This is a genomic window from Streptomyces cathayae, from assembly GCF_029760955.1.
GTDB classification, from domain to species: Bacteria; Actinomycetota; Actinomycetes; order Streptomycetales; family Streptomycetaceae; genus Streptomyces; species Streptomyces cathayae.
Map to the genome: position 1 here is coordinate 3,014,006 of NZ_CP121682.1, position 11,982 is coordinate 3,025,987.

An 11,982-nucleotide genomic window follows, 5' to 3' on the forward strand; every position below is an offset into this window, starting at 1 on the left:
TGAGTGTCCCGCGTTTCCCCGCGTTCCTGGTTGATCCTCGCCGTGCCCGTCGTGGGGCTGTTGGCACTGACGTATTCCGCCACGACGTCCGAACCGCGCGCATCCGCGCAACGGCAGGGCCCCGCCGTGCCGTTGCGGGACCGTCCGCTCCCGGCCGGTGGCACGGCCCAGCTCTCGAAGTGCGGGGTGGACGAGCCGCCGCGGCCGGTGCCACGGGGGGAGGGCGAGCAGAGCATGGCCCCGAGACTGGTGCTCACCAGCTGGGGTTACTACGATCCGGGGCCGAAGGCGCCGGGCGAAACTCGCTTCACCGTCCACGCGGCCATACGAGCGGGCGACCGCCCCCTGGTGCTCGACGCGCCGCTGGCCAAAGGCCAGGTCACGCTCGATCTCCACGGCCCTCATGGTCAGGGCGTCCGCGCTTCCGCCCGCGGGCTCACCGCGACGGTCGTGGACAGCGGTTTCAAGGGCAAGGCCGTAGAAGTCCCGGCGTCCGGCCGTTTCCGGGTGGATCCGGGCAAGGAGCTACTCCTGGACGTGGAGCTGCCTACCGGGGCCGTGTGCCCTGGCCACAGCCTGCTCGACATCAACAGGTGCTCGCCGGAGGACACCAACGACGCCACGGACTGCCCGGTGCTGACTCTCACCTTCACCGACCCGGCGATCCGCGCGTACCGCGCCGAGATGACGGGCGACAGCGCCGACGGACCCCTCAGCGACCGGCTGGTCGCGGTGTCCTGGGAACTGCGTGCCTCACAGGTGTGAGCAGGAGGTCTCCGAGCAGCTCACCAATGTGTCGGCGGGCGGCTGAGGGTCAGTGCTGGTTCACCGGAAAGACGGCCGCGGGATCGCATCGCGCCGGGCAGGCCAGCAGATAGACCTCGTTGCCGAGGAACAGGGCGTAGGCGTCGTCCCGGACGCTGTAGGGCTGCACCGGGACTCCGGGGCGGACGCCGAACTCCCAGCCCTCCGGTATCTGGCAGACGAACGCCATCTCCACGCCGCACGCACACCGGTAGTACTCGGGGTACTGCGCCCAGGACGCCGTACCACCCACTTTGAAATGCGCTCCGAACGGCCCCTCCGGGGTGTCCACGAAGGGCCGCAGGGACAGGGGCAGGGCACGCACGGCCGGTTCGGGCTCCGCTTCCGGCACCCCCGGGTCACGCTGCAGCAGCACCCGCCAGAACGAGCCCGGGAACGGCGGCTGCGGAGCCTCCCAGAACCGGGGCACGAGGCGGTCGTCGGCCGTCACCGGGTCGGCCGCGTCGTGGTGGTGGGCGCAGTGGAAGACCGACAGGTGTTCTCCGCCGAAGAACTCGATGTCGTCCGGCAGGTCCAACTGGAAGAACAGTGCCATCCGCTCGCCGCAGAAGCACCGCGGCCACTCCTGGCCGTCGTCGAAGTAGGGCCACCCGCCCACCGAGTTGCGAGCCGGACGTTCCAGCGGCTCGGTACCGATCTCGATCTCGTACCCGGGCGCCGGCGCCCACTCCTCCCCCAGCCCGTCCTCGCTCACCGGTCGGTGTCCAGGCGGGCTTCGAGGACCGTCCGGCTGATGAGGGGGCGGTCCCACAGGGCGAGGAGTTCGTTGGCGAGGTCCAGGATCGGCAGCGGGTGCCGCTTGCCCTGGACCTCGATACCGGCCGCCGACAGACTCCGGGGGACGGCACCGGCGTCGAGGAGGACGCGCCACTCCTCGGGGCCAAGGCTCAGGTATTCCAGCCCCGTCAGCCCGGTGATCTCCAGGGGATCGGCGAGCGTGCCCGGGTAGGCGGTGAGGGTCCGCAGACGGGGAAGCCCGACGACCGGGGCGAGGCCGATCGGCTCGCCCTGCCATGCGCCGATGCTGAGTACCTCCAGTGCAGGATGGGCGGCGGTCTTCACACTCTCCAGGTAGCGGATGTTCACCCGGGCCACCACCGGAGGGTTGTCTCCATCACGGTCCTGGTGCCAGCCGCTGGGCCGGTTGACCACCATGTCGGTGAGCGAGTCGGCGCGCAGTCCGGCGCCGATGCTCCGCTCGTGGTCGATCACGATGACCTGCCCGATGTGTCCGCCCGGCCCCGGTGTCAGGTCGAGGGCCAGCCGGTCACCGCCGCCGTTGTCACCGAACACGATCCACCCCGGCGACCCGACCAGGCCCTGCACGGCGGTGTCCGGGGCCGTGACGACGGCGTCGTCGGCGGCGAACTGCCAAGGGCAGGGACGGGACTGGGCATCCCCGATGTAGAGCCCGTCCAAGGAGAAGAGCTCACAGCCGACCGCATCGCTGACCCGCTCCGCCGCCTCGTAGTCGTCGCCCCAGTCCTGCCACCGCGCCCGGGTCACCCGGTAGAGCGCCTTGAGTTCGTCGGGCAGCGTGACACCGAGGCGCGCCTCGGCTTCGGCGATCTCCTCCTCCGCGGCACCGACGGCGTCGGGCAGCCGCTCGCGGAGGGTCTGCTCCAGCAGTGCCGGGTCCGCCGACGACGCCGGCACCGCACCGGGGACCTCCTCGGGCAGGCGCCGCCAGGGCTCGGGAACGGCGCCTTCGACCAGGAGCAGGGCTCCCACGAAGGGGCTGACGACGCCGTACTCCACGGCAGGTCCGGAGTCGACGACATGGAGCAGCGTCGCCCCGTCCGGCGCCGTCTCGACCACGTACGACACATTGTTCAGGCCGTCGGCCCTGAGGGCGTCCTGTACCCGGTCCACGGCGGTGAACTGGTCCTGCATGTCCGCCACCTGCAAGGCCCGCCCCGGCGCCGGGTGCGGCTGTGGCGCGGGCAGGGTCCAGCCGCCCAGACCGACCTGGCCCGTGAAGCAACCACCCGGCGCGGCAAGCTCCTCCGCGTGGGCATCCCGCACCAGCCGCAGCAGCGGCTCCCAGGTCGCGAGGTCATGTATCGAGGACAACGGTGTTCTCCGGTCGGTCGGTTGGTGAGGAAGAGGAAGCCATGGAGTGCTCGCGGGACGGCTCAGTCGCCCGAGTATCCGAAGATGCCAAGGTGGGCCGGCTCGGCCTGGTCACCGGCGTAGAGGAGGACGTACACACCCGTCCACCGCATACGACACTCGTCCAGCAGCGTCTCCTCAGGGTCGGGCGGAAGCCGGTCGGCCGTGCGGGCGTGGTCGAGGAGTTCCGAGAACCGGACCGGTGTCGGCCGGACGGTGCCGAAGTGGTGCAGGAGGCGTTCGTGCGTCAGGGGACGCAGTGTCCCGTAGTCCTCGACACGGAGCGGCGTCGGCGCTGTGGTCGAGTGGACGACACGCTGGATGTCGAGGATGGAGTGCGTCCCTTCCTCACCCATGAACTCCTCGTCGGCCCAGAGGCCGTCCAGACAGCCGTACATGTCGTCGTGGCCGTACAACTTGTCGAAGACCTGCCGGTGCAGAGTCTCCAGCGACTTCTCGACGCTGCCTTCGTACGCAGTGACGTACTCCCACCAACTGGCGCCCACAGTCGCCCCTCCCTGTCATGGATCTGGCGCGATCCTAGGGTCGGCTACTGACATTGGGCGGCGCGGCTGTTGGACGGGGCTGCAGATGGGGACTCGCCTGCCGGGAGGCCGATGGGTTCCTCTGCGGCGTTCAGGACGGCTCGCGCCCGGCGGTTGCCCTTCCACGACGTACCGGACGAGCCCGGTACGGTCCCGACATGGACCTCTTCGTCGCTGACCGGTTGCGACTGGTCGAAGCCCTGACGCCTCAGCTGTCGTCGGAGGACCGTCGCGCCATGGACGACGCCTGGGACGCGGCGGTCCGGGTCAACCCGACCCTGTTCGACGGGCCGGTGGCCGGGTGTACGGGCCTGGAGCACGACGCACGTGACGGCCTCGTCCTGACCTGGGTGCGGGCGACGTACCGGTTCTACGTCCTGCGCAGGGTGCCCGGCGCGTCCGTACGGTTGCCGGCCCTGTTCGTGGCCGTCGCGCAGCCGGCGGACGACGGGCGCCTACTGGTGGGGCGGATGGCGTCCTGGACGACCGCGCCCGGCCGCTGGCAGCTGCCGGGCGGCTCGGTCGAGCCTCCACCGGACGGCGAGCCCCTCGACCTGGCCGCCCTCAGTCGGCATGCGGCCCGAGAGCTGGCCGAGGAGACCGGTGTCGATATTCCTGCCGACGACCTCACCCCCTGGCAGGTCACCCGGGGCGCCAACGGCAGCGTCGGCGTCCTGTTCCAGGCCCCGCCCCGACCGGCACCCTGGCTGCACGAGCGCTTCGCCGCCCTCACCTCCGCCGAACACGCCCTCGGCCGCGTCCCGGAACTGGACCGCCTCGCCCTCGTCCGCTCCCACGCCGACCTGACCGGCCTCGATGGTCCGCGGGTGGCCTACCTGGAGCCGGTCCTCCGCCGCCATGGCCGGTTCCGGCCCACCGGTCGGACGGGCGGGCCCGCCACAGATCGCGGGAGACCGCAATCTCGGCCAGGTGGTGAATGAACCCGAGGTCGGCCTCCGGCCGTGGCCGGCGAGGTGCACTTCGGTGGTCACGCCTCCCGGGCTCGGCCGAGGATGGAGCCGATCGGCACCAGCCGTCCGATGGCCGCTGCCGTCACCTGGTTGGGCGAGCGCGTCGCTCGGTTCCGACCGGCGGGGCAGCGCCGGACAGGGCTGTGGTCCGCGCTGGTGAACCGGTCGCGCTCGCTGCCGTGCGGGTGCCGGGCCCGGCCGCTGTCGCGGGTGCTGGAGGTGTGCGGCGCGGTTAGCGTCGAGGAGGCGTTCCACGCCTGGCAGCGTGGTCATGGGTGCCGGTTCGACGAAAAGAAGGAGCGTGGTCGGTGTGGCCCGGAATCGCCGGTTGATCCTGAGCTCGCCGTCCAGGGTCTGGGACCTGCTGTCCGACGGCCGGCGCTACGGGGAATGGGTCTCGGGGACGCAGCAGGCCACCGCCGCGGACCCGCACTGGCCGGAAGTGGGCGCCCGCCTGGAGGTCCGGGTCGGGCTCGGCCCTCTGACCCTCGAGGACGTCTGCGTCGTACGCATCTGCGAGCCGCGACGCCGCCTGGAGCTGGAGGCGAAGGCGGATCCCTTCGGAGCGGCCCGCATCGCCATGCACCTGATCCCCTGGGGCGAGAGCACCCTTTTCCTTCTCGACTGGCATCCCCTGCGGGGCCCCGGCACCCGGATGCACGGGCTCCCCGTGGACTACCTCGTCTCGATCCGCAACGGCATGATGCTGACGAAGCTGGCCCGGATCGCGGTACGCGAGCATCACGGCAGTGCCGGTGGTGCTCTGCAGAGCACCCGGAGCGGATGAGGTTCCAGGTTGCTGCCGCTCGGGGAGCGTGCCCTTTCCTATAGGTTCGATCACAACCCGTCGGAGGACGGGCTCCGGACCTACGCCTGAGGAAGCTCGCATGGCCTTAATCCACCGCACCACCATGACGCCCACCAAGCGGGAACTGCTCACCGAGTGGCTACCGAAGCAGAGTTGGTACGTGGGCGACGCGGGAACGCCGGAACTGGTCAAGGCCGGCGGATTCCGTCTGGACGATCCGGAGGGCGCGGTCGGGATCGAGTTCATGGTCGTGGTGGACACCACCGCGCGGGAGCCGGTGGCGTATCTGGTACCGATGAGCTACCGCGGTGCGGCGCTGGAGGGCGTCCCGGGCGAGGCGCTGATCGGCACCGCGGAGCACGGGGTGCTCGGCACCCGTTGGGTCTACGACGGCGTCCACGACCCGGTGGTGACGGCGCAGCTGCGTGCACTCCTGCGCGGCGAGGCGATGCCGCAGCACCAGAGCGAGAGCGACGCCCCTGACCCGACCGTCACCGTGCACGGCGCCGGCCTCGACGACGCGTTCGACGTTCACGTCAACCGCGTCCTGCAGCCGGCGGAGGCCGTGCAGAGGCCGTCCGGACACCTCGTCGCCGGATGGACCTGGCCGAACGGAACGGCTGCGCGGGGTGTGCTCGCCGCTGTGGAGCCGCGGTAAGGGGCCACACGCACAAGCGTGAGCGTGCGGGCGGCCGCCTTCGTGCGCCTTCGGGAGTGACCGGGGCCGGTTCGTCTCGTTGTTAGAGGTGTACTTCTAAGAGGTACGCCTCTAAGAGGGGTGCGCCTCCGAGATCAGGGAGGTGCCCGATGGCCCGGCCCCCAGCACGCAGTCTGCCGAGACCGCCGGACATGTTCGACCGGGAGTGGGAGTGGAGCGAGCTGACCGCCTTCGCGACCGGTGAGGGCGCGGGGCCCCGGCTCGGTGTGGTGTCGGGCCGTCGGCGTCAGGGCAAGAGCTTCCTGCTGCAGGCGCTGGCCGACGCCACCGGGGGCTTCTACTACGCCGCGGTCGAGGCGTCGGCCACCGAGTCCCTGCACCTGCTGGGCGAAGCGGTCGCGCGCTTCACCGGGACCGCCGTCCCCCCTCGGCCGGCGAACTGGGGCGAGGCGCTGGAGATGCTCTTCGGGCTGGCGGAGGAGCGGCCACTGCCGGTGGTGATCGACGAGTTCCCGTACCTGGTGCGGAACGCCCCCGCCCTCCCGTCCCAGCTGCAGGCCGCCCTCGGCGTACGTTCCGAGCGCCACCGCACGGAGCGGCCCCGGATCCTGCTGTGCGGCAGTGCGATGTCGTTCATGGGCGGGCTGCTCTCCGGGGCCTCCCCGCTCTACGGCCGGGCCGGTCTCGACCTCGTGGTGCATTCGCTCGGTTTCCGGGAGGCCGCCGAGTTCTGGGGCATCGACGACTTCCGGCTGGCGGTCCTCGTCCACGCGATCGTCGGCGGGACCCCCGCGTACCGGAGGGAGTTCGTCGACGACGACGTACCGGACGGTCCCGACGACTTCGACGCCTGGGTCTGCCGGACCGTGCTCAACCCGGCGCGCCCGATCCACGGTGAGGCGCCGTATCTGCTCGCCGCCGAGCCGGACCTGCGCAACCGGTCGCTGTACCACTCGGTCCTGGCCGCGGTCGCGGGCGGCAACCGCACCAGTGGCGGCATCGCGAGCGCGGTGGGTCGCAAGGCCACGGACATCTCGCTGCCCCTGACCGTCCTGCGGAACTGCGGTCTGCTGACCGCCGAGCCCGACGCCTTCCGCGGCAACCGCACCACGTACCACGTCGCGGAGCCGCTGATCAGTTTCCACCATGCGGTGGTACGGCCCGAGACGGCTCTCCTCAGCCGCCGGCGAGGGGCCGCCAAGGTCTGGGAGCACAGCCGGTCCACGTTTCTCAGCAAGGTCGTGGGACCGCACTTCGAGCGGCTGTGCCGCGAGTGGGTTGAGTGGCACGCGGACCCCGAGACGTTCGGAGGCATGCCGATCCAGGTCGCCTCAGGAACCGTCGCCGACCCGGTGAGCCGCACCAGCCTCGAGGCCGATGTCGTGGTGCACGGTGCGATCGGCCAGGACCAGGGCATCCTGCTGTCCGTGGGCGAGGCGAAATGGCACAAGGTCATGCACCTCGGGCACCTCCAGCGCCTGCGCCGCATCCTGGAGTTGCTCGCCGCACAGGGCGTGGACACCCGCCACGCCAGACCCGCCTGCTACAGCGGCGCGGGCTTCGCCCCCGAACTGCGGGCGGCCGCCGACCGGGGCGAGGTGCTGCTCGTGGACCTGGAGCGGCTGTACCGGGGGTCGTAGCCGGCGGGTGGTGCCGGCCGGCCGGGTGATGGCATGGGCGAAGGCCTGTCGTCGCCCTGTCCCGCCGGGGCGGGCGGGAGGGTGACGACAGGCCCAGGGCTCCGCACGCCGTTGTACGGGGCCTCGCCGGTGTGTCCCGCGGCCGGTCGTGACGATCGCTGGTCAGGGCATCCCATCCCAACCGGCCGCGGAGTCTGTGTGCCGGGCGCTCAGCCCAGGCGCTGCACCAGGGCGTGGTACTGGTCCCACAGCTCGGTGGGCGTGTGGTCGCCGAAGGTGTTGAAGTGCTCGGGGACGAGCGCGGCCTCCTCGCGCCACACCTCCTTGTCGACGCTGAGCAGGAACTCCAGGTCGGCGTCGGCCAGTTCGAGGCCGTCCGTGTCGAGGGCCTCCTTGGTCGGCAGGACGCCGATCGGGGTCTCGACGCCGTCCGCCTTGCCCGCCAGGCGCTCCACGATCCACTTCAGGACGCGGCTGTTCTCGCCGAAGCCGGGCCAGACGAACGTGCCCTCGTCGTTCTTGCGGAACCAGTTGACGTAGTAGATCTTCGGCAGCTTGGACTGGTCCTTGTCCTTGGCGACGTCGACCCAGTGGCCCATGTAGTCGCCCATGTTGTAGCCGCAGAACGGCAGCATGGCGAACGGGTCGCGGCGCAGCTCGCCGACCTTGCCCTCGGCGGCGGCGGTCTTCTCGGAGGCCACGTTGGCGCCGAGGAAGACGCCGTGGTTCCAGTCGAAGGACTCGGTGACCAGCGGTACGGCGGTGGCGCGGCGGCCGCCGAAGAGGATCGCGGAGATCGGTACGCCCCTGGGGTCCTCCCACTCGGGCGCGATGATCGGGCACTGCGCGGCGGGCGTGGTGAAGCGGGCGTTGGGGTGGGCGGCGGGCGTGCCGGACTCGGGGGTCCAGTCGTTGCCCTTCCAGTCGGTGAGGTGGGCCGGGGTCTCCTCGGTCATGCCCTCCCACCACACGTCGCCGTCGTCGGTGAGGGCGACGTTGGTGAAGACGGAGTTGCCCCACAGGGTCTTCATCGCGTTGGCGTTGGTGTGCTCGCCGGTGCCGGGCGCGACGCCGAAGAAGCCGGCCTCGGGGTTGATGGCGTAGAGGCGGCCGTCCTCGCCGAACCGCATCCAGGCGATGTCGTCGCCGATCGTCTCGACGGTCCAGCCGGAGATCGTGGGCTCCAGCATGGCGAGGTTGGTCTTGCCGCAGGCGGAGGGGAAGGCGGCGGCGACGTACTTCGACTCGCCCTGCGGCGGGGTGAGCTTGAGGATGAGCATGTGCTCGGCGAGCCAGCCCTCGTCGCGGGCCATGACGGAGGCGATGCGCAGGGCGTAGCACTTCTTGCCGAGCAGGGCGTTGCCGCCGTAGCCGGAGCCGTAGGACCAGATCTCGCGGTCCTCGGGGAAGTGCGAGATGTACTTGGTCTGGTTGCAGGGCCAGGGGACGTCCTGCTGGCCGGGCTCCAGGGGGGCGCCGACCGAGTGCACGGCCTTGACGAAGAAGCCGTCGGAGCCCAGCTCGTCCAGGACGGGCTGCCCCATGCGGGTCATGGTGCGCATGGAGACGGCGACGTACGCGGAGTCGGTGATCTCGACGCCGATCGCGGACAGCGGCGAGCCGAGGGGGCCCATGCAGAAGGGCACGACGTACATCGTGCGGCCCTTCATGGAGCCGCGGAAGACGCCCTTCTCACCGGTGAAGATCTCCCGCATCTCGGCGGGGGCCTTCCAGTGGTTGGTGGGGCCGGCGTCCTCCTCCTTCTCGGAGCAGATGAAGGTGCGGTCCTCGACGCGGGCGACGTCGCTGGGGTCGGAGGCGGCGTAGTAGGAGTTGGGGCGCTTGATCGGGTCGAGCTTGCGGAACGTGCCCTTGGCGACGAGCTCCTCGCTCAGCCGCTCGTACTCGGCCTCGGAACCGTCGCACCAGACCACACGGTCCGGCTGGGTCAGCTCGGCGATCTCGTTGACCCAGGAGATCAGTCCCTGGTGGTCGGTGGGGACGGTGGGAGCCGCGATGTCGCGCGCCACGATTGCTCCTAAGTGAGGGTTTCTGGTGGAGAGGCCCCGTGGGGGCTGCGGCCCGGATGCTTCACGGTGGGTGTTCGGCGCTCATCCGGTGCCGACCGCACTCATTTGATCCTCTGATGCGAGTGCCCATCTGTCCAGAGGGATGCACAGGTGAGCAAAGTGACGCTGACCACGCTTTCCGGGGGCCCGCGCACGTACGCCGGGTTCCTTTACGTTCACGTTGCGTACGCATGACGTGCGGCAGGCCGCCCCTTTGCGGGTTCTTTGCGGGCCCTTTGCGCGGCCGGTCACTCCCGTGCGGCGTGAGAGGATGACCACCACGTCACGGCCAAGCAGGCGCACCGCTCCGCAACTTACGGTTCCGTAGGTACGATGCGGTCATGACAGCGTTCGCCTCCGACGCACCCGCGGACCCGCAGGCCGAAGGCCGCGGTCCGGTAGAGACCTCCCTCCCGCACCCGGTCAAACCCAAACTGCGCGGGTGGCTGCACCTGGGCATGTTCCCCGCCGTCCTGGTCGCCGGGCTGGTGCTCGTCGCCCTCGCCGACTCGACCCGGGGCCGCATCGCCTGCGCGGTCTTCGCGCTGACGGCCTGCCTGCTGTTCGGCGTGAGCGCCCTGTACCACCGGGGCGACTGGAGTCCGCGCATGGACGGGGTGCTGCGCCGCCTCGACCACGCCAACATCTTCCTGATCATCGCCGGCACCTACACCCCGCTCACCCTGCTGCTCCTGCCGGAGGCCAAGGGCCAGTGGCTGCTGTGGGGCATCTGGGCGGCCGCCCTCGCCGGGATCGCCTTCCGGGTGTTCTGGGTGGGCGCCCCGCGCTGGCTCTACACCCCGTGCTACATCGCGATGGGCTGGGCCGCCGTCTTCTACCTGCCCGACTTCATGCGCACCGGCGGCATCGCCGTCCTGGTCCTGGTGATCGTGGGCGGGGTGCTCTACAGCGCGGGCGGGGTGATCTACGGCATCCAGAAGCCCAACCCGTCACCGCGCTGGTTCGGCTTCCACGAGGTCTTCCACTCCTTCACCCTGGCCGCCTTCATCGCCCACTACGTGGGCATCTCCCTGGTGGCCTACCAGCACGGCTGAACCGGGAACACCCGGAAAACCCCGGGGCCGCGCACCGCGCTCATGACATCCTGAGCAGGTGAACGGTCCCGAGATCCACGTCGAGTTCGCCCCCGAACTGCTCGTCTTCGTGCCCCGGGCACGGTCCACCGGCGCCACGCAGGCCGTCATCGACGGCGTCTCCACCCTCGGTCACGTCGTCGAGTCGCTCGGCGTCCCGCTGACCGAGGTCGGCACGCTGCTCGTGGACGGCCGCGAGGTGCCCGTCTCGCACACCCCGGCCGCCGGCGAGTCGGTGACCGTCCGCTCCGTCGCGCTCCCCCAGCGGGTGCCCGGCGCCCCGCTGCGCTTCCTGCTCGACGTGCACCTCGGCACGCTGGCCCGCCGGCTGCGGCTGCTGGGCGTGGACACGGCGTACGAGTCGACGGACATCGGCGACCCGGCGCTGGCCGCCCGCTCGGCGGCCGAACAGCGGGTGATGCTCAGCCGCGACCGCGGCCTGCTGCGCCGCCGGGAACTGTGGGCCGGCGCGTTCGTCTACAGCACCGGGCCCGAGGAGCAACTCCCCTACGTACTGGACCGCTTCCAGCCCGAACTGCGCCCCTGGACCCGCTGCACCGCCTGCAACGGCCTGCTGGGCCCCGCCACCAAGGACGAGGTCGCCGACCAGCTGAAGAGCGGCACGCACCGCTCGTACAAGGTGTTCGCCCGGTGCGCCGACTGCGGCCGCGCCTACTGGCGGGGCGCCCACCACGACCAGCTGGAGGCGATCGTGGAGCGCGCGCTGAGCCGGAGCACTCAGGGCCGCTGAGTACCCCGGCCGATGTCCGGGCGCCGGCCGGCGCGGTGGGATGACGGCATGAGCACGAACGCACCGCCGCCGCACTCCGCCACCCGCACGCTGACCGTATGGTCCGTCGCCGGACTCGTCCTGCTGCTGCCCACCGTGGTCCTCGCCTGGATCGTCGTCCTGTCCACCGAGCGGGGCAGCCGCTGCCTGGCCTACGGCGAGCAGTGCTCCGGCGTGCCGGACGGGCTCACCCCGGGTTTCTTCGTGACCGCCCTCGTGGCCGGGGTACTGGCCACGGCGTGGCCCCGGACCCGGTGGCTACCCGCCAGGTCCGGGGCCGTCGCCGTGCAGTGGGCCGCCATGCTCACCATGGGCGCGCTCATCCTCAGCGGCGCCTGATCCCCGTCCGCCACGGCGCCCGGCCCACGTCCTCGGCGGCACCAGGCGCCGGACCGGCCGAGCCGTGGCACCGGCCTCAGCCCGGGAGACGGGGCGGCGGCCTCGACGACGGACCGGTCGACGGTGATCCG

12 protein-coding genes are annotated in these 11,982 nt (G+C 71.2%); 8 read left to right on the forward strand and 4 right to left on the reverse strand.

Annotated features, from left to right (window positions below; genetic code table 11):
• The first annotated feature begins 3 nt into the window (after positions 1–3).
• The gene (locus tag PYS65_RS13530) at positions 4–765 is read left to right on the forward strand and encodes a hypothetical protein (RefSeq protein ID WP_279334213.1); all 762 of its coding nucleotides are present in this window, start codon (positions 4–6) and stop codon (positions 763–765) included.
• A gap of 49 nt (positions 766–814) precedes the next feature.
• On the opposite strand, the gene PYS65_RS13535 is transcribed toward PYS65_RS13530, so the two are convergent.
• The 3 genes from PYS65_RS13535 to PYS65_RS13545 all read right to left on the reverse strand — a co-directional run bounded on the left by PYS65_RS13535 (position 815) and on the right by PYS65_RS13545 (position 3,443).
• Positions 815–1,519: a hypothetical protein gene (locus PYS65_RS13535; protein WP_279334214.1), complete on the reverse strand. Its 705-nt coding sequence runs from the start codon at positions 1,517–1,519 to the stop codon at positions 815–817.
• A complete protein-coding gene (locus tag PYS65_RS13540) occupies positions 1,516–2,898 on the reverse strand; it encodes an SMI1/KNR4 family protein (protein ID WP_279334215.1) in 1,383 nt (460 codons plus the stop codon). Before PYS65_RS13540 ends, PYS65_RS13535 begins: the two co-directional genes overlap by 4 nt.
• 62 nt (positions 2,899–2,960) lie before the next feature.
• Positions 2,961–3,443 carry a hypothetical protein gene (locus PYS65_RS13545; RefSeq protein WP_279334216.1) on the reverse strand — a complete coding sequence of 161 codons (483 nt, stop codon included), beginning with the start codon at positions 3,441–3,443 and terminating at the stop codon, positions 2,961–2,963.
• A gap of 197 nt (positions 3,444–3,640) precedes the next feature.
• Here PYS65_RS13545 and PYS65_RS13550 point away from each other — a divergent pair, with 197 nt between their 5' ends.
• The 4 genes from PYS65_RS13550 to PYS65_RS13565 all read left to right on the forward strand — a co-directional run bounded on the left by PYS65_RS13550 (position 3,641) and on the right by PYS65_RS13565 (position 7,559).
• Complete coding sequence (locus PYS65_RS13550) at positions 3,641–4,423, forward strand: NUDIX hydrolase (RefSeq protein ID WP_279334217.1); 783 nt, start codon at positions 3,641–3,643, stop codon at positions 4,421–4,423.
• 340 nt (positions 4,424–4,763) lie between these two features.
• Positions 4,764–5,240: an SRPBCC family protein gene (locus PYS65_RS13555; protein WP_279334218.1), complete on the forward strand. Its 477-nt coding sequence runs from the start codon at positions 4,764–4,766 to the stop codon at positions 5,238–5,240.
• A 100-nt stretch (positions 5,241–5,340) separates the two neighbouring features.
• On the forward strand, positions 5,341–5,919 hold the full coding sequence (locus PYS65_RS13560; protein WP_279334219.1) for a maltokinase N-terminal cap-like domain-containing protein: 579 nt from the start codon (positions 5,341–5,343) through the stop codon (positions 5,917–5,919).
• Between the two features lie 149 nt (positions 5,920–6,068).
• Positions 6,069–7,559: an AAA family ATPase gene (locus tag PYS65_RS13565; RefSeq protein ID WP_279334220.1), complete on the forward strand. Its 1,491-nt coding sequence runs from the start codon at positions 6,069–6,071 to the stop codon at positions 7,557–7,559.
• A 209-nt stretch (positions 7,560–7,768) separates the two neighbouring features.
• Here PYS65_RS13565 and PYS65_RS13570 read toward each other — a convergent pair whose 3' ends face one another.
• The gene (locus PYS65_RS13570) at positions 7,769–9,589 is read right to left on the reverse strand and encodes a phosphoenolpyruvate carboxykinase (GTP) (protein WP_279334221.1); all 1,821 of its coding nucleotides are present in this window, start codon (positions 9,587–9,589) and stop codon (positions 7,769–7,771) included.
• A 380-nt stretch (positions 9,590–9,969) separates the two neighbouring features.
• Between PYS65_RS13570 and trhA the strand changes: the two genes are divergently transcribed.
• The 3 genes from trhA to PYS65_RS13585 are packed head-to-tail and all read left to right on the forward strand — an operon-like array spanning position 9,970 to position 11,851.
• On the forward strand, positions 9,970–10,683 hold the full coding sequence (gene trhA / locus PYS65_RS13575) for a PAQR family membrane homeostasis protein TrhA (RefSeq protein ID WP_279334222.1): 714 nt from the start codon (positions 9,970–9,972) through the stop codon (positions 10,681–10,683).
• A gap of 58 nt (positions 10,684–10,741) precedes the next feature.
• Positions 10,742–11,473 (forward strand): Mut7-C RNAse domain-containing protein, encoded by a 732-nt coding sequence (locus PYS65_RS13580; RefSeq protein ID WP_279334223.1) that lies wholly within the window; start codon positions 10,742–10,744, stop codon positions 11,471–11,473.
• Positions 11,474–11,521: 48 nt separating this feature from the next.
• A complete protein-coding gene (locus PYS65_RS13585) occupies positions 11,522–11,851 on the forward strand; it encodes a hypothetical protein (protein ID WP_279334224.1) in 330 nt (109 codons plus the stop codon).
• Positions 11,852–11,982 lie beyond the last annotated feature (131 nt).

Bases quoted from the DNA above. Each gene is read 5' to 3' on its own strand.
- PYS65_RS13550 (WP_279334217.1), top strand. From the start codon at position 3,641: ATGGACCTCTTCGTCGCTGACCGGTTGCGACTGGTCGAAGCCCTGACG.
- PYS65_RS13560 (WP_279334219.1), top strand. From the start codon at position 5,341: ATGGCCTTAATCCACCGCACCACCATGACGCCCACCAAGCGGGAACTG.
- PYS65_RS13565 (WP_279334220.1), top strand. From the start codon at position 6,069: ATGGCCCGGCCCCCAGCACGCAGTCTGCCGAGACCGCCGGACATGTTC.
- trhA (WP_279334222.1), top strand. From the start codon at position 9,970: ATGACAGCGTTCGCCTCCGACGCACCCGCGGACCCGCAGGCCGAAGGC.
- PYS65_RS13585 (WP_279334224.1), top strand. From the start codon at position 11,522: ATGAGCACGAACGCACCGCCGCCGCACTCCGCCACCCGCACGCTGACC.